Origin of the sequence: Pseudomonas sp. PS01299, from assembly GCF_029960145.1 — a bacterium.
Classification (GTDB): domain Bacteria; phylum Pseudomonadota; class Gammaproteobacteria; order Pseudomonadales; family Pseudomonadaceae; genus Aquipseudomonas; species Aquipseudomonas putida_A.
Map to the genome: position 1 here is coordinate 1 of NZ_JASCPO010000133.1, position 15,620 is coordinate 15,620.

A 15,620-nucleotide genomic window follows, 5' to 3' on the forward strand; every position below is an offset into this window, starting at 1 on the left:
CCCGATGGGCTGCGAAGCGGCCCCGCATTTACAGGCTAAAAGCGACGACTGCTGCGCAGCCGATCGGGGATAAATCCCCTCGCCACAAAAACTCCCTACCCACAAATCTTTGTTCGCTTTACCTTTTCTGATATTCGGAATTGGCTTCATGACGCGCTCCAGCTCAACGCGAACAGGGTTTCTCCTGGCAAGTCGAAGCTGACGCGTCCATCGCGGCAGGCAAACGGCGCGTCGCGGCTGCGGTTGTCCGCGCCGAAGTAACGCAACGCACCGTTGTTCAGCGGGCACTTGGCGCCACTCAGGTCAACACGCTGCAAACGCGTGCCCTTGTTCACACCGAGCAGACCCCGCTGCTCGTCGCCGGCCATCGCCAGCACATCGACTTCAAAGCCATCGTTCTCCAGCCACAGCACCTGGTGCAGCCAATGCTGCGCGATGAACTGCTGGGCCAGACCCACCGGTTTCAGCTCAAAACGCTCAGCGCCCAAAACCCGGATCATGCCCTTGGGATACTGCGGTTCATCGGCGGCCTGAAACCAGTTGAGCATGCTCAGCAAACCGTCCTGCGAAGCGTTGATCACCACCGACGCCCACCACAGCGAGGCGTAGTGCGTCTCCTGATCGTAGGGGCTGAGGCTGGAACCGCTGGACATATTGGTCTGATCCAGCAGCAAGGCCTTGCGCGGTTGGCCGCGAGCGTCGAGGCCGACCAGTTCGGCGGCGCGGTGCACGCTGTCGCGGTAGACCCGGGTGGCGAGCAGGTCGCGGATCATCCACTCGTGCCACGCCAGTGCGTCGATCTGCTCGGCGGATTCGTCGAGCAAGCGCCGCGCCCAGTCGATGCCGCGCTTGTCTGCCGCGTTATCGGCGAACGGCCCGTTGACCAGCCGTGAACTGGCCGGCATGGCGATGCGCACGCCAGCCTTGGCATTCGCCGGATCGCTGCGCACTTGCCTGGCCATGCTGGCGAAAATTGCCCGGTATTGCTCGAAGCTCGAATAGTTGAGGTTCGGCTCATCGGCAAAACCGATGTAGTGCGTGCCTTTGCCGCCCAAGGCGCGGGTGCCGGCGAGCCATGCATCGAGGCCGCCATTGCTTTGCACGTCGGCGCGCAGATCGGCCTGACGCTGGCTGCCGGCGAGCAAGGTGATGTCCTGACGGATGCCGAAGCGCTCCTGATAAGCCTTGCGGAACGCGTCTTCGAAGTGCGGATTCTTCGCCGTGACATCGACAAAACTGTAGTAACTGGCGGCGGTCGCTTTCAGCGCATCCAGCACCGCGTGACTACTGGCGGGTGGCATCACGTAGGGCAGGGCGATGCCCAGATCCGGCGTGCGCCCGAGGATTTTGTCGTGCAGGGTCAGGTGGATCTGGCCGGTCTCTTCGCGCACGGGTTTGAGTTGCTGCGGAGTCTGCGCAAACCGATTGGCCGTGCCGTCGAGCCAGAACGCCGCTTTGCCGCTGCCTTGCAGGCGCAGGCGCCAGACCTGTTCGCGCTCGCTGACCGGCAACGCCAGTTGATCGAACTGCCAATAGGCGCGATAGGGTTTCAGTGTCAGTGTCAGCGTCAGTGACTGATCATCGCCCACCCGCTGCGTCTGCAACGCATTGACCCCGCCATGGAACTTGCCGGCGAGCACCGCGTGTTCCCCCGGCGCGACCTTGAAATACAACTCGTCGCCGTTCTGCGTCTGCGCGCTGAAATGCACCTTGGCCGGTTCGAACAGCGCGACGGTGCGATCGTCGTGTTCGACCCGGTAATTGCGGAAGCTGTAGCCGGGAATTTCCAGGCGATAACTGGCGGCACCCGGCAGCAACGCCCAGCTCTGGGTGCCACGGGTTTCGCTGGCCTTGATCAAGCGCTCGCCCTGCAATTTGCCCTGGCCGTCGAGCAGGTACAGATGCTCTTCGTTGGCCTCGGCCTGCCACGCGGGTGTCCAGCGCACGGTCACGGTGTCCGGACGGTCGGTTTGCAGATACAGGCTGCCGTCGCGGATTTCTCCCCAGCGCATCGACGCGGCAAAGGCGTCCAGCGACAGGCCGAGACCGAGCAGCAGGACCAGGCCTTTCATGCGGCCTTCCGGTGCAACATCTGCCACATCGGCGCGATGTCACTGGGCAGGATGATCAAAGTTTGCCAGAACGCCACGCCGCTCAAACGGCAGTACAACACCAGCATCGCCACGGTGACGGCCAGATAGGCAATCGACGACGCCGCTGCCGCGCCGACGATGCCGTAGGCCGGAATCAACACCAGGTTCAGCGCCAGATTGAGCAGGGCACCGAGGCCCATCAGCAGCGACACCGTGCCGGGACGGTTTTTCCCCAGCAGGTCCAGCCGCAGGATGCTCGCGTAGCACAGGCCGAGCAGCCCCGGCAGCAACGCCAGCAGCGCCGGATACGCCGGTTGGTAGGCGATGCCGAACAGGGTGACGATCAGCCAGTTGCCGATCACTGCCATGCTCAGGCACGCGCCGAGCATCACCGTGGCGGTCAGGCGCAGGGCCAGCGGAGTGACCTTGTCCATGCCTTCGTCCTGTTGCAACAGGCGTTTCATCAGCGGCGTGGTCACCGCTTCCGGGACGATCAGCAGCAGTTCGGCGGCGGCGCTGGCCATCGCGTAATGACCCAGCGCGGTGCTGCCGAGCAGGGCGCCGATGAACAGGTAATCCGAGCGCAGAATCACTTGCTGGAACAGCAGATCCGGATGGCTGCGCGCGCTGTAGCGCAGCAGTTCGTTCTGGCTGGCGCGATCCCATTGCAACTGCAGCGGTTGCGCGCGTTTGAGCCAGACCCAACCGGCCAGCACCACCAGGCTGATCCCGGCCAGCCAACTGATCAACGCCGCTTCCAGCGCCGCGCTTTTCCACATCCAGAACAGTGCGAGAAACAGCAGCAGTGGCGCCAGTGATTCGGTCAGGCGCAAGGCGTTGAACGCGACCACGCCGCCGGAGGCGTTGTGCAGGGTCAGCAGGCCGCTTTTCAGCACGGTCAGCGGCACCGCCAGCAGCAACAGCCACGCCAGCAGACCGAGTTGTACTGTGACATCCAGCTCACTGCCGAACTCACGTACCAGCGCCACCACCAGCAAGGTCAGCAGGCCGGCGAGCAAGCAACCAAACACCAGCACCTGACTCAGCAGCAGCCCCATCGGCCGTTGTTTGGCGGCTTGATAACCCACGGCCGAATTCAGCCCGCCACTGGTGGCAGCGCTGATCAGATCGGGCAGGGTGCTAAGCAGCGCGAACAACCCGCGTTCACTCGGCCCGAGGATCCGCGCCAGCAACACGTTGCGCAGCAAGCGCAGGGCGATCATCGCCAGTTTGGTGCCCATGCTCAGCGCCAGATGCTTGAGGTAATGGCTGCGGCTCATGGGCGGTTGCCACGAAAGATGCGCCACGACAGCAACTCCGGGTTGCGCGCAGTACGCTGGCTGACGCCGAAACGCGGCAGGTTCAGCGGATCGCCTTCACCGCGATAGATGCCGGTGCCGGTGCCCAGGGCGAACGGATAATCGTGCGCGGCAATCTGTTTTCTTACTCGCTCGTCGTTGTTGCCGTTGGGGTAGCAATACACCGGCAACGGCCGGTTGCAGCCGTTGTTCAAGGCGTCGCGGCTGCGGCTGATTTCTTCGCTCAGGCGCACATCGTCCAGTTCCGTGAGGATCGCGTGGCTGGCGCCGTGCGGGCCGAAACGCACCAATCCCGAGGCTTCCAGCGCCCGTACCTGATGCCAGTCCAGCGCTTGCGGCTGCGCTTCGGGCGGGCATTCGTCGGTCAGGCGTTCGAGCATCGCCGGTTCAAGGGTTTTCAGGCTTTGCAGGTAATGCAGCAGCGACAGGCTGCGCCGATCAACGTCGATGTCATCCACCAGCACCGGCACCGGGTGGTGGATTACGTGCAGGCATTCGATCAGATGCATGCGGGCCTTTTCGCCGTGGCTGCCCCACAGGGTTTCGCCAAGGCTTTCCCACCAGAAGCGCTGACGGCTGCCGATGAAATCGGTGGAGAGAAAAATGCTCGCTGGCACCTGATGTTTTTGCAGCAACGGGAACGCATTGACCGCGTTGTCGCGCCAGCCATCGTCGAAGGTCAGCGCCACCCGTGGGCGTTCGCTGCGCAATGCGGTGGGCGTGAGGATGTCCATCAGCGGCACGCAATCGAAGTGCCGGCGCAGCCACACCAGCAGGTGCTCGAACGCCTTGGGCCCGACACACAGCTCATTGCGGTGCGGCAAGTCGGCGGCGCGGTCGTTGGCCAGCACCCGATGCAGCATCAGAATCACCCCGGCGCCGTGCAACTGGTTTCGTCCCACGGGCGAGTTGAGGTAAAGCCAGCCACTGGTGCGTTTTATTAATTGTTTGATCGCCATGGCTTCGGTCCTCTCAACGGTTTTGTTCAGGGTTCCACTGGGCATATCGGTGGCCGCGCAGGAACTGCCACAGGCCGAGACTCATCCCGGCGAGGGTGACCAGCAGGAACGCGGCCAGACGAAACGGTTTGGGCAAGCGATGTTGCGAATCCAGCAGTCCGGCCAGCGCAATGGCGTAGCCGAACAGTTGGGCGATCAGGGCCAGTCGATAGAAGCCGTGGTCATCCCACAGCCAGAAGTTGCTCAGCAGCAGCGGCAGCAGGAGGATCGGTGCCAGGCGCCGGATCAGTTTGTGGCTGATCAGCGCCAGCGAATACAGGCCATGTTTGAGTGGGTTGAGCAGCTCACTGCGCTGGGCGAGGCTTTGCAGGCCACCGACGGTGACGCGTTGACGGCGGCGGAACTGTTTGTCCGCTTCGTCGACACCGTGGTCGATCACTTGCGCCTCGGGCACGTACACAATGCGCTTGAAGGCCACCGGTGCACAGGTGCTGAGAAAGAAGTCGTCGTTGACCTCCGCCGGCACGCTCTGGAACAGCTCGCGGCGCAGGGCGAGCAGGGCACCGTCGGCCGAGACCATGCAGCCGGTGCGGTTCTCCACCCGACGCAGCCAGCCCTCGTAATGCCGGTACAGACTGTCGCCGACGCTGAGGCCGCCGCCGGTCACCGGAATCACCATGTGCCCGGCGCAGGCCCCTACGTTGGGGTCACTGAGCGGCGCCAGCAGATAGCCGAGGGTTTCCCGCGACCACTGATTGTCGGCGTCGGTGAACACCAGAATATCGCCAGTCGCCAGGGCTACGCCGGCATTCAGCGTCGCGGCTTTGCCCTGGCGCGGCAGGTCGAGGACAGTGATGCGCGAATCAACCACTTTGTGCGCGCAAGCCACGGTGTCGTCGGTCGAGCCATCGCTGGCGAGAATGATCTGCAGCGTGGCCGGCTGATAGTCCTGCGCCAGCAGCGTGCGCAACTTGTGCTCGATGTGCCGCGCCTCATTGTGCGCGGCAATCACGATGCTGATGTTCAGCGGCGGCGCCGGGCTGTGACGCCAGGCCGGGAACAGCGGCGCCAGCACAGTCAGCAGCAGCGGGTAGCCAAGGTAGGCGTATACCGGCAGCAGCAGGCACATCCAGAAAATGAATTCAGCCACGGGCAGGCCTCCTGGCGTTCCAATGACACAGACTGAGAATCAACGCCGCCCCGGCCAGGTGCAGCCGCACCCAGTGCAGGCCCCACAGTTGCAGGGTCAGGCCCACATCGTGATGGCGTGAACTCTGGCGAATGCTCAGCACCAGCGCCGGTATCGTGGTCAGCATCACCATGACGGCCGCGTGGTGCGGAAAACCGTTGAGCAGTGCGGAAATCGCCAGCAAGTCGAGCAGCCACGCGCCAAGCGAGAGCAGCGGAAAGCGCAACAGACGCAGGCTGAAACCGTGAGTACGCAGCAGTTGCAGATGACTGCCCTGACGCCACATTTCCTTGCCCATCCACTCGCGCCAGTTCATCTCGTAGCCCCAATGCAGGGCCACGCTGCTGTTCACCGACAGCAGCCGCGCGCCCTGTTCGTGCAGGCGCAGGGTGAACTCCTTGTCTTCGCCGGTACGCAGGTGTTCGTTGAAGCCGCCGACCTTGTCGAACCAGCACCGGCGCATCAGCAGGTTGGAACTGGGCAGCCAGTCCACCGGGTGCGAGGCCTGACTCGACGGGCGCAGCGTGCGCCGTTGCCAGGCGGCGGCGTACCACGGCGCAGTGGCGGGGGTGTGCAGGTCGAGACCGAACACATCGGCCTGACCCTCGGCTTGCAGTTCGAACAAGGGCTTGAGCCAGTCTTCGGGCATTTCGACGTCGGCATCAATGAACGCGATCCACTCGCCGCTTGCCAGCAGCGCACCGCGATTGCGCAGCGCGCCGATCAGCAGGCCCGGCAGCACCAGCACCTGTGCACCGAACTGGCGGGCGATGTGCGGGCCGTCGTCGCTCGAACCGTTGTCGACCACAATCAACTCGCACTCGACATCGGCCGCATGCGCGGCTTTTTGCGCTGCCAGCAGCGTGCGGCCGATGTGCCGGGCCTCGTTGTACATCGGGATGATGATGCTGATCCGGCTCATGTCCTGGCCTCGGTCAGTGGCGCCTGTTCGGCCTTGAGGCGCAGGACGCTGGTCAGCGCGAGCATGATCCACAGGTATTTCTGGTTCGGTGCGCTGAGGAACATCAGGAACAGGGTCAGCGACAGAAAGCTCACCCCGAGGTGAGTCATCAGGTCCGCCTGCTGCCAATCGCGCCGCAGCATCCACGCGGCGCGCGCGCGGATCAGGTTGTACAGGCCCAGGCCGAGCATGCCGACAAACAGCAGGCCGGCGGGGATCCCCAGCTCACTGAAAATTTCCAGATAAGTGTTGTGGGCGCGGCGGTACAGGTCGCCGATCTTGCGGTTGGCGGAAAACGCTTTGGCGTAGCCGGTGGTCGCGTAGTGCAGCGGGAAGGTGCCGGGACCGGAGCCGAGCAGCGGGTTCTCGCGGATCATCTGCCCGCCGACCACGATGTACGAGGCGCGCCGGCCGAGGGATTCGTCGTCGTGGCCCTTGGCGCCGGCGCTCAACACGCTCAGGGACTGAATGCGCGCGAGGTAACCGGCGGGCATGGCGTAGATCGCCAGCGGAATCACGATGGCCGCGCCGAGCATGGCGAAACCCAGGTGCCGTGGGCGAATGCGGGTCAGTTGCGCGCGGTAGTGCCAGCAGCCGATCAACAGACTCAACGCCACCACCACCAGCCCGGAGCGCGATTCGGTCTTGGTCATGCCGCCGAGCAGCAACAGGCAGCAAGCGCCCCAGAACAACCGATGCAACAGATTCGGCCCGCGAATCACCAGCAGCAGCGCCAGCGGAATGGCGAAGGCGATCAGCAAGGCGAAGGCGTTGGGGTCTTCCAGCAGACCGGCAGCGCGGCCCTGATCCTGGAATTTGACTGAAAACATCGCCATGGCACAGGTGGCGCTGACACTCAGGGTCACCAGTCGGGCGAACAGGTCGAGGTTCAGTTCACGGCCGATCAGCAGGGTGATGACAAACAGGATCAGCCCGACGCTGAGTTCGCGCAGATGCCCCAGCGACATGCCCAGGTCATCGGTGTTGAACAGGCTGAGGAAATACAGCGCCAGAAACCACAGCAGAAACCGCCAGATATTGCTGCGCAGGCGCTCGGAAGGAATCTGGTGCATGGCCAGTTGCAGCATCAGGATCACCGCCAGCGAAGCGCCGATCAGTTTGCTTCCGGACAATGCGCTGTCCTTGAAGAAACCTTCGAACGGCACCAGCGCGGCAATGCCCAGCAGGCCCCAGGCCGGCTTGCGATACAACACTGTGAAACCCACCAGGCCAATTACCGCGCCGGGTGCGAGAAACGGATAAGGGCTGGCGAGCAGACCGATGCACACCATCCCGAGCAGCGTGACGATCGAGAGCGGGAAAATCATGCGCGTGCCTCCCGTGCCGTGCGGATGTACAGCTGCGACCAGCGTTCGGCCAGGGCCTTGAGGTCGTAGCGATCCTGTTGCGTACGCTTTGCGTTGTCGCACAAATGCCGGGCCAGTTTCGGCTCGCTCAGCAGGTTGTCGAGCTGACGGGCGAGGTCGGCGCTGTCGGCAGGTGTCGCCAGCAGACCGTTATGCCGGTGCTCGAGCACATCGGGAATGCCGCCGACGGCGAACGCCACCACCGGCACGCCGCTCTGCATCGCTTCGAGCAGAATCATCGGCGTGCCTTCGGTGCGCGAGCTGATCACCAACGCATCCAGGCGCTGCCACCACGGTTGCATGGCGGTCTGGTAGCCGGGCAGACGAATTCGTTGGGTCAATCCGGCGGCGTCGATCCGCGCCTGCAGTGCTTCACGTTCCGGGCCGTCGCCGAGCATCACCGCGTCCAGTTGCGGATGCTGGTGACACAGCGGAATCAGCGCATCGAGAAACAGGTCCGGGCCTTTCTCGCTGCTCAGGCGCCCGACGTAACCGGCGAGCCAGCGCTGGCGGTCAACGGTGCTGACCAGCGCGTCGGCGGCGGGCAATCCGTTGGGGATCACCTGGAGTTTTTCCGCCTGCACGCTGGCCTGACGGTGCAGCACGGCAATGCTCTCGGCCACGCACACCACCCGATCCACCGACGCGGTGCGGCACAACTGCAGACTCAGCCAGGTGTAGAACTTCTGCTTGCGGCTGCGCGGGGTGAAGCCGTGTTGGGTGATGACCAGCGGCAAACGCAACAGCGTCGCGCCGACCCAGCCGAACAACAGCCCTTTGAAGTTGTGCGTATTGATCAGCGGCTGTTCGCTGCGCCGGGCCCGCAGGTGGCGCAACAGCTCACCCAGACCGGCGCAACCACGGCAGTCCACCCCGGCCTCGCGAAAGCGCGCGATCAACGCCAGCGGCGCATCGAGGAACAGCACCTGGTGCTGCCCCGGTGTCGCCAGGCAGTGATCGAGCAACATGCGCTCGGCCCCATAGAAGCCGCCGCTGCTGAGCAAATGAATGATCGGCAGCGCGGCGTTCGGAGTGGACTGCGTGTTCAATTGCGCACCCAGTGCACGAAGCTTGGCACGGTCCAGTTCTTGTGCGGATTGCTTGGCAGCACGTTTTCGTCGTTGATCACCAGCAACACCGGCAGGCCCAGTTCGTGGGTGATTTGCGCCGGGTGTTTGAAACGGTGATCGAAGAACTCACGCACATAGACCAGGGCAATCGCCAGCAGCAGACCGGTGAACAGCCCGAACGGAATGATCAGCAGCGGTTTGGGGAACGCCGGCTCGGTCGGCTCGAACGGCGGGCTGAGCACCTTGGCGTTCGACAGGTCGTCGTTGAGCGAACCGGCGGTGCTGCTTTCGGCAAAGCGTTGCGCGTAGGTCGAGAACGCCGTGTGCAGCGCGTCGATTTCCGTGTCCATCTGCCGCAGCTTGCTCTGGGTCTGCTGCAAGGTGTGGATGCGGTTCTTGAACTCGGCGATGCGCGCGGTTTTCTGATCGATCACCTGTTGCACCACGGCCAGATCGTTGGTGCGCTCCTGAATGCGGTTGCTCACCACTTTGAGGAACTGCTGGCGGGTGCGGGCGATCTGTTCGCGGGTCAGCAGCATCGGCTCGCTGCCGGGCTGGAACACCGCGAGGTCATTCATGTAGCGGCTGACCTGAGTGGTCAGTTGCTCGCCCAACTGTTTGATTTCCCGATCCTCGAACGCCACGTTATCGACGGTGGTGGTGAAGGTGAAGGGGAACGTGTAGTCGTTGAGCTTGTTGCTGCTGGCGGCCGTCAGCGCGGTTTTCAGGTATTCGAGCCAGCGCTGGCTCTGTAGCAGACGATCCTGGTACAGGTTCAGGGCTTGCTCTTCGGTGTTGATCGCGTTCAGGCGGAAGGTGATTTCTTCCTTCGGATCGGACGATGCAACACTTTCCAGCAGCGCCTGCCGATTACCTTCCAGCCCGTCGAGACGCACCTGATACAGGTGCTTCTTGGTTTCGTAGAAGGATTGCGGCAGGTCGATCGATTGCAGCGCCTGACGGCTGCCCAGATAGTTCTGCAGCAGAGTGGCGACGAACGTCGTGCCCTGATGCGGATCGGGGAAGCTGTAGACGATCGAGATCACGTTGGAGCCGGGCAGGGTCTCGATTTTCAGGCTGTTGATCGCATCTTGCGTCAGGCCGTCGAGCACGGTGTCACGCACCGGATCGGTTTGCAGCCCGAGCATGTTGCGCAGCGGATTGATCACGTACTCACGCAGCGGCGAAGAGATATAGCGGCGGAACGGTTCGCTCACCAGTTTGGCGAACACGCCCACCGGCGGGTTGTACTCGCCCTTGTCGCGCAGCTCGCTGATGGTCTGGCGGATCAGCGCCGGGGACCGCAGGATGTTGCTTTCGGTTTCCATGTCCGCCAGCGACGGCGGAATGAAGGTGGCGTTATCGACCGTCAGTGACGTGGTGGCGTCACCCTGGGAGAGTTTTTTCGACTGCACGATCACCTGAGCGGTGATATCGAAGCTCTGTTTGAGCACCAGCGGCAGTACCAACGCGATGACTGCAAAGATCAGGAAGACCCGTTTCACCAGTTGCTTGTTGGCGAAGAAGATCCTGAAGAACTCATGCAGGTAGTTTTCCTTTGGATTCATGATCGGTCACCTGAGAGTCAGTTACTGCTGCTGCTTTTGTTGTCGACGCGGTAGCCGAAGCTGAAGCCCACGCCCTGGAACAACACCACGTCGGCCAGTTGCCGGGCGAGATCGCCGGCACTCGCCAGTTTGGTTTTTGGTACGAACAGCATGTCGTCCGGTTGCAGGTAGGCGATCTGCGACGCATCGCCCGACAGGGCTTTTTCCACGTCGTAGTGCACGGCCTGCACCTGGTTGCCGTTGCGCCGCATGATCACCACCGAGTCCAGGCGCGCCTTGACGTTGGTACCGCGCGCCAGGGTCAGCGCTTCAAGCACCGAGACCGGACGGCGGATCGGATAGGAACCCGGTTGGCCGACTTCGCCGAGCACGTAGATCTCGTTGCCGGCGGTGGACTTGAGCATCACATCGACGCTCATCCGCCCAGGCAATTGCGCGTACTTCTGGTTAAGGAAGGTTTCCAGTTGGTTGATGGTCATGCCTTGCAGCGGCACGGCGCCGATTTCCGGAAAGCTCGCATAACCGTCATTGCCCACGGTGATCTCGCGGCTCATGCCGGTGGCCGGGTGATTCAGTGCGCTTTTCAGGTTTTGCTCATTGGTCAGCGGGCTGATGACTTGCACCGTCAGCTGATTGCGGTTGGGCTGGAACAGCTGTTTGCGCTGGTAAGCACGCTGGATTTCATCGCGCGCTTCGTCGGCGGTCAGGCCGGCGATTTTCACCGAAGTGTTGGCGCCTGGCAGGTTGATGGTGCCGTCGGGCAGCACCAACTGGTTGCCATTGAGCTGGCTGGCGGCGGTGAAGTTCAGGCCGATCTGGTCACCCGACTGCACGCGGTAAGCGTCCGAACCGCTGGTGCTGATGTGGAAGATCACATCCAGCACGTCTTGCGGGCGCAGGGTCTGTTCGACCTTGGGCATATCGGTGGCCTGGGCATTGGCCGGGGTGGCGGTGAGAATGTTCACCGGCATGTTCTGGGTTTCGGAAGTGCTGGAGCAGCCTGCAAGCGGCAGCATCAGCAGAACAAGTATCTTGGCGTTCATGGCGTCATCCTTCGCGTTTGCTTACAGGTTTTTGTAGAGCCACTTTGGCATGTAGTACTTGCGCCGGTTGAACACGCTGCCGACTACTTTCGCGCCGGCCTGGGTCAGGCGTTGCACGGCGGCCTGGGCGACTTCCCAGCGGGTGTCCTCGGCGCGGACCACGAACACCACGCCATCGACCTGAGTGGCGAGCACCAGCGTGTCGGCGGCGGAATACACCGCGTCGCCGTCGATCACCACGAAGCGGTACTGGGTGCCCAGGCGGTCGAGCAGCGGGCTCAGGCGCTCGGCGGTCAGGTGTTCGAGGGTGCGGATCGGCCGGCCATTGGGCAGCACATGAAACGGTAGGCTCGAGACCTGCACCACGCAGTCCTGCAACAGCGGCGGGTTGTTCGGGTTGAACAGCAGGTCGCGCAGGCCGCGCTCCTTGCCCAGGTTCAATTGCTGCGTGAGGTTGCCCGCTGACTGGCTGGCATCGACCAGCAACACCTGGCCGCTGCTCATCTGCGCCAGTTGGCTGGCCAGCGCCAGCGCGCTGGTGGTGGTGCCCGCGCCGGGGTTGGCGGCGGTCAGGAACAGGATCCGCAGATCCAGATCCAGCACGGTCGAAATCAGGTTCGATTCGCTGGGGTTGGCAATGCTCAGGCTTTTGTTGGTTGAACCGTCCATTAGCTTGCTCCGTGGCCGCTGAATACTTTGAAGGGGGTTTTCAACAAGATCTTCAGATCAAGCAAAAGGCTTTGCTCGGCGATATAGCTGAGGTCCAACTCAACGCGCTGGTCGAAGTCGATGTTGCTGCGCCCGGAGATCTGCCACAGGCCGGTCATGCCGGGGTAGATGCTCAGGCGCGCAAGGTGGTTGTCCTTGTAGCGGTAGGCGTTGAACGAAGTCGGCCGCGGGCCGACCAGGCGCATGTCACCGCTGACCACGTTGAACAGGTTGGGCAGTTCATCGAGGCTGGTACGCCGCAGGAAACCGCCGATGCCGGTGATGCGTGGATCCTTGTCGATCTTGAAGTCGATGGCGTCGACCCCGTGCTTGTTGAGGTGGCGCAGCGATTCCTTGAGTTCTTCGGCGTTGCAGACCATGGTGCGGAACTTGTACATGCCGAAGGTGCGGCCGCGATAACCGGTGCGTTTCTGCACGAACATCACCGGTCCCGGGCTGGTGAATTTGATGGCCAGCGCCAGGCCCAGCAGCAGCGGCGAAAACACCACCAGAATCAGCAACGCACCGAAGCAGGCCAGCACCCGGTTGGTGCGTGACAGCGTCCATGGCCGGCCGCCGTCGCGGCCGGTCAGCCAGCCCCGGCCCTGCCGGTGGATGGCGCTATCGAGGCGCATTCGGTGCTCGGGATCCATGCGCTTGTCGCGGCGCATCTGATTGATCGGTACACCTTGTTCATGTCCAGTCATGGGGTCCTCCGCTGATGTTCAGCCGCGAGCGGCGCGTGGGCGATAGGCAGTGGGGTAGTAGTCGCGAAACCAGGCGATGAAACGCCCCAGTCCTTCATCCAGCTCGATCCGGGGCTGGAACCCGGTGGCCTGGGCCAGATCATCGGTCTCGGCACAGGTGTTGAGCACATCGCCCGGTTGCAGGGGCAAGAGCTCGACAATGGCTTTCTGGCCGAGGTGTTTTTCCATCAGCGCCAGATAGGTTTTCAGCTCCACCGGGTGGTGGCCGCCGATGTTGAACAGGCACCACGGCGCCATGCTGCTGCCCGCGTCGGGATGTTCACGATCCCACTCCGGGTGGTTGTGCGGCGGATGGTCGGTGAGGCGCGCGATGCTTTCGACGATGTCGTCTATATAAGTGAAATCGCGCTGGTGCTCGCCGTAGTTGAACAGCTTCAGCGGCGTGCCTTCGGTGATCGCCCGAGCGAACTGGATCGGCGACATGTCGGGCCGACCCCATGGCCCGTACACGGTGAAAAAGCGCAGACCGGTGCAGGGAATGCCGAACAGGTGGCTATAACTGTGGGCCATCAGCTCGTTGGCTTTTTTGGTCGCGGCGTACAGCGACAGCGGGTGATTCACCCCGTCATGCACCGAGTACGGCGTGTGCTGGTTGGCGCCATACACCGAGCTCGACGAGGCGTAGATCAGATGCTCGACCGGATGATGCCGGCAGCCTTCGAGAATGTTCAGGAAACCGCTGAGGTTGCTGTCGAGGTAGGCCTTCGGATTTTCCAGCGAGTAGCGCACCCCGGCCTGCGCCGCGAGGTGGATCACCACTTGCGGTTGCTCGCGGACAAACAGCGCTTCAATCGCCGCGGCATCGGCCAGATCGATCCGCGCCAGCGGGAAATGCCCGACCTGATCGCGCACCCATTGCACCCGATCGTGTTTCAGTTGCGGGTCGTAATAGCCGTTGAAGTTATCCAGGCCGACCACCGCATGCCCGTCGCGCATCAGCCGCAACACGCAATGGGCGCCAATGAAGCCGGCTGCGCCGGTGACCAGGATTTTCATGGGCGCAGTCCTTCCGGAGCGATGTGGCGCAGGCCGATGCCGCTGTAATGCAGACCGGCGGCGGCCACGTGTTCCGGGTTGTAGAGGTTGCGACCGTCGACAATCACCTTCGAGCGCAGCTTGCTCGCCAGCAGCTCGAAATCCACTACGCGAAAATTCTTCCACTCGGTGCAGATCACCAGCGCATCGGCATCTTCCAGGGTGTCGTCGCGGGTGGCGCACAGGTGCAGGTCGTTGCGATAGCCGTACAGGCGCCGGCATTCGGACATGGCTTCCGGATCGTAGGCCTGCACGCTGGCGCCTTCGGCCCACAGCGCGTCCATCAGGTAGCGGCTGGGGGCTTCGCGCATGTCATCGGTATTGGGTTTGAACGCCAGGCCCCAAATCGCAATCGACTTGCCGGCCAGACCCTGCGGAAACTGCGCCTTGAGTTTGCCGAAGAGGATGTGCCGCTGGCTGTCGTTGACGTCGGTGACGCTGCGCAGCAATTTCAGCGGCATGCCGTTGTGTTCGGCGGTGTGCAGCAGGGCGCGCAGATCCTTGGGGAAGCATGAACCGCCGAAGCCGCAACCGGGGTAAATGAAGTGGTAGCCGATGCGCGGGTCGGAGCCGATGCCTTTGCGCACCGCTTCGATGTCGGCGCCGAGCAGTTCGGTGAGGTTGGCCAGTTCGTTCATGAAGCTGATGCGCGTGGCGAGCATCGCGTTGGCTGCGTACTTGGTCAGCTCGGCGCTGCGGTTGTCCATGAACATCAGTTTTTCGTGGTTGCGGCAGAACGGCGCGTACAGCTCGCTCATCTGCTCGCGGGCTTCGTCATCGCGGGTGCCGACGATGATCCGGTCCGGGCGCATGCAATCGGCGAGGGCGCTGCCTTCCTTGAGGAATTCGGGGTTGGACACCACGCGGACCTTGAGGGCACTTTTGCCGCGACGCAGCAACTCTTCGCTGGCTTTGGCGGCGACCTGGTCAGCCGTGCCGACCGGCACCGTGGACTTGATGATCAGGGTGCGATCGGCCTCCATGTGCGAGGCGATCTCCCGGGCGACGTTGAGCACGTGGGTCAGGTCGGCGGAACCGTCTTCATCGGCCGGCGTGCCCACGGCGATGAAAATCAGCTCGGCATGCTCCACCGCGTCGCTGGCCTGAGTGCTAAAGAGCAAGCGGCCGGCCTTGATGTTTTCTTCGAGGGTGCTGGAAAGACCTGGCTCACTAATAGGTGGCACAGCTTGTTGCAGTTGCTTGATCTTGTTGGGGTCAATATCGACACATAAAACCCGATGCCCTACATCTGCAAGTGCGGCGGCTTGAATTAATCCGACATAGCCGGTGCCAAATACGCTCACGTCCATCTGCGCACCCTCGATAGAGCGAAAAGAAGAAGTTCGGAAGAAGACTGTAAAAGGGGTATAGCGCAGGGTTTGGAAAGCGTGTCAGCAAAATGACATGTTGCACCTGGGCGGCGGCGAAAACTGAGTGCAACACCTGACCTTTCCGGTACGGTGCTGTCCCTATGTCTTATTCCGAACTCAGCGTTGAAGAGCGCGCCACCATTCAAATCGGTCATGCCCAAGGTTTCAGCC

The 15,620-nt window shown here is 62.7% G+C and carries 13 protein-coding genes; all 13 read right to left on the bottom strand.

The features are described from left to right. Nucleotides 1–146 precede the first annotated feature (146 nt). The 13 genes from QMX91_RS20445 to QMX91_RS20505 are packed head-to-tail and all read right to left on the bottom strand — an operon-like array spanning nt 147 to nt 15,389. A complete protein-coding gene (locus tag QMX91_RS20445; protein ID WP_282413264.1) occupies nt 147–2,072 on the bottom strand; it encodes a hypothetical protein in 1,926 nt (641 codons plus the stop codon). Beyond that, complete coding sequence (locus tag QMX91_RS20450; protein WP_135296944.1) at nt 2,069–3,373, bottom strand: oligosaccharide flippase family protein; 1,305 nt, start codon at nt 3,371–3,373, stop codon at nt 2,069–2,071. Before QMX91_RS20450 ends, QMX91_RS20445 begins: the two co-directional genes overlap by 4 nt. Further along, nucleotides 3,370–4,371 (bottom strand): polysaccharide deacetylase family protein, encoded by a 1,002-nt coding sequence (locus tag QMX91_RS20455; protein WP_282413265.1) that lies wholly within the window; start codon nt 4,369–4,371, stop codon nt 3,370–3,372. The genes QMX91_RS20450 and QMX91_RS20455 overlap by 4 nt, the downstream gene beginning before the upstream one ends. A 13-nt stretch (nt 4,372–4,384) precedes the next feature. Continuing rightward, nucleotides 4,385–5,521: a glycosyltransferase family 2 protein gene (locus QMX91_RS20460; protein ID WP_134786786.1), complete on the bottom strand. Its 1,137-nt coding sequence runs from the start codon at nt 5,519–5,521 to the stop codon at nt 4,385–4,387. Then, nucleotides 5,514–6,482, bottom strand: coding sequence for a glycosyltransferase (locus QMX91_RS20465; protein ID WP_134786785.1), 969 nt, complete (start codon nt 6,480–6,482; stop codon nt 5,514–5,516). Before QMX91_RS20465 ends, QMX91_RS20460 begins: the two co-directional genes overlap by 8 nt. Continuing rightward, nucleotides 6,479–7,849: an O-antigen ligase family protein gene (locus tag QMX91_RS20470; protein ID WP_134786784.1), complete on the bottom strand. Its 1,371-nt coding sequence runs from the start codon at nt 7,847–7,849 to the stop codon at nt 6,479–6,481. The genes QMX91_RS20465 and QMX91_RS20470 overlap by 4 nt, the downstream gene beginning before the upstream one ends. After that, complete coding sequence (locus tag QMX91_RS20475) at nt 7,846–8,937, bottom strand: glycosyltransferase family 4 protein (protein WP_282413266.1); 1,092 nt, start codon at nt 8,935–8,937, stop codon at nt 7,846–7,848. Before QMX91_RS20475 ends, QMX91_RS20470 begins: the two co-directional genes overlap by 4 nt. Further along, nucleotides 8,934–10,526 (bottom strand): Wzz/FepE/Etk N-terminal domain-containing protein, encoded by a 1,593-nt coding sequence (locus QMX91_RS20480; protein WP_223007916.1) that lies wholly within the window; start codon nt 10,524–10,526, stop codon nt 8,934–8,936. Before QMX91_RS20480 ends, QMX91_RS20475 begins: the two co-directional genes overlap by 4 nt. A 17-nt stretch (nt 10,527–10,543) precedes the next feature. Further along, complete coding sequence (locus tag QMX91_RS20485) at nt 10,544–11,569, bottom strand: polysaccharide biosynthesis/export family protein (RefSeq protein ID WP_098964572.1); 1,026 nt, start codon at nt 11,567–11,569, stop codon at nt 10,544–10,546. Between the two features lie 21 nt (nt 11,570–11,590). After that, a complete protein-coding gene (locus QMX91_RS20490; protein ID WP_134786782.1) occupies nt 11,591–12,238 on the bottom strand; it encodes a CpsD/CapB family tyrosine-protein kinase in 648 nt (215 codons plus the stop codon). Beyond that, nucleotides 12,238–12,984 (bottom strand): sugar transferase, encoded by a 747-nt coding sequence (locus QMX91_RS20495; protein ID WP_096796214.1) that lies wholly within the window; start codon nt 12,982–12,984, stop codon nt 12,238–12,240. The genes QMX91_RS20490 and QMX91_RS20495 overlap by 1 nt, the downstream gene beginning before the upstream one ends. 18 nt (nt 12,985–13,002) lie before the next feature. Next, nucleotides 13,003–14,040, bottom strand: coding sequence for an NAD-dependent epimerase (locus tag QMX91_RS20500; RefSeq protein WP_098964571.1), 1,038 nt, complete (start codon nt 14,038–14,040; stop codon nt 13,003–13,005). Beyond that, nucleotides 14,037–15,389, bottom strand: coding sequence for a UDP-glucose/GDP-mannose dehydrogenase family protein (locus QMX91_RS20505; protein WP_096796216.1), 1,353 nt, complete (start codon nt 15,387–15,389; stop codon nt 14,037–14,039). Before QMX91_RS20505 ends, QMX91_RS20500 begins: the two co-directional genes overlap by 4 nt. Nucleotides 15,390–15,620 lie beyond the last annotated feature (231 nt).

Bases quoted from the DNA above. Each gene is read 5' to 3' on its own strand.
- QMX91_RS20465 (WP_134786785.1), bottom strand. From the start codon at position 6,482: ATGAGCCGGATCAGCATCATCATCCCGATGTACAACGAGGCCCGGCAC.
- QMX91_RS20450 (WP_135296944.1), bottom strand. From the start codon at position 3,373: ATGAGCCGCAGCCATTACCTCAAGCATCTGGCGCTGAGCATGGGCACC.
- QMX91_RS20505 (WP_096796216.1), bottom strand. From the start codon at position 15,389: ATGGACGTGAGCGTATTTGGCACCGGCTATGTCGGATTAATTCAAGCC.
- QMX91_RS20455 (WP_282413265.1), bottom strand. From the start codon at position 4,371: ATGGCGATCAAACAATTAATAAAACGCACCAGTGGCTGGCTTTACCTC.
- QMX91_RS20495 (WP_096796214.1), bottom strand. From the start codon at position 12,984: ATGACTGGACATGAACAAGGTGTACCGATCAATCAGATGCGCCGCGAC.
- QMX91_RS20500 (WP_098964571.1), bottom strand. From the start codon at position 14,040: ATGAAAATCCTGGTCACCGGCGCAGCCGGCTTCATTGGCGCCCATTGC.
- QMX91_RS20490 (WP_134786782.1), bottom strand. From the start codon at position 12,238: ATGGACGGTTCAACCAACAAAAGCCTGAGCATTGCCAACCCCAGCGAA.
- QMX91_RS20470 (WP_134786784.1), bottom strand. From the start codon at position 7,849: ATGATTTTCCCGCTCTCGATCGTCACGCTGCTCGGGATGGTGTGCATC.
- QMX91_RS20485 (WP_098964572.1), bottom strand. From the start codon at position 11,569: ATGAACGCCAAGATACTTGTTCTGCTGATGCTGCCGCTTGCAGGCTGC.
- QMX91_RS20445 (WP_282413264.1), bottom strand. From the start codon at position 2,072: ATGAAAGGCCTGGTCCTGCTGCTCGGTCTCGGCCTGTCGCTGGACGCC.
- QMX91_RS20480 (WP_223007916.1), bottom strand. From the start codon at position 10,526: ATGAATCCAAAGGAAAACTACCTGCATGAGTTCTTCAGGATCTTCTTC.